We start from the raw sequence: 377 nt of genomic DNA on the forward strand, positions 1-377 counted from the left end.
ATGCGCTTATGCTCTCAACCCGCATGAAGTCTGGAAAGGCTACGATAATGCCAAACCGTATGCCGCATTTTTGACGAAAACCCTAGTCAACAAAGACGGCGATATTCAGCGCCGAATCATGGCCATGTTCCACGGAAACGATGCCCGTCAGGGCATGGAAGGCGACACGCCAGAAGCCGAATAGATTCCCGTTCGCCAAATCGCCGAAGCCCGCCCGCAAGGGCGGTACAGGTTCCACAAGGAGCTGCTTCACCACTCCACCCTGCAAAGCCCTAAAACGCTCTCAGAACGCACGTAAGCCATTTTTCCGCCCAAAGCCCACGTGAGCCCGTAGAACGTCAAAAAACGCGTCAAAACGCGTTTTATTGCGTTTTACG

General features: G+C 53.6%; 1 protein-coding gene. It reads left to right on the top strand.

What is annotated here, in order from left to right:
• On the top strand, nt 1-184 hold a 184-nt coding region (locus CF599_RS19265), incomplete at its 5' end, for a hypothetical protein (protein WP_371514498.1).
• Nucleotides 185-377: the final 193 nt, after the last annotated feature.

Source organism: Myroides sp. N17-2 (assembly GCF_002286775.1).
GTDB lineage: Bacteria > Bacteroidota > Bacteroidia > Flavobacteriales > Flavobacteriaceae > Flavobacterium.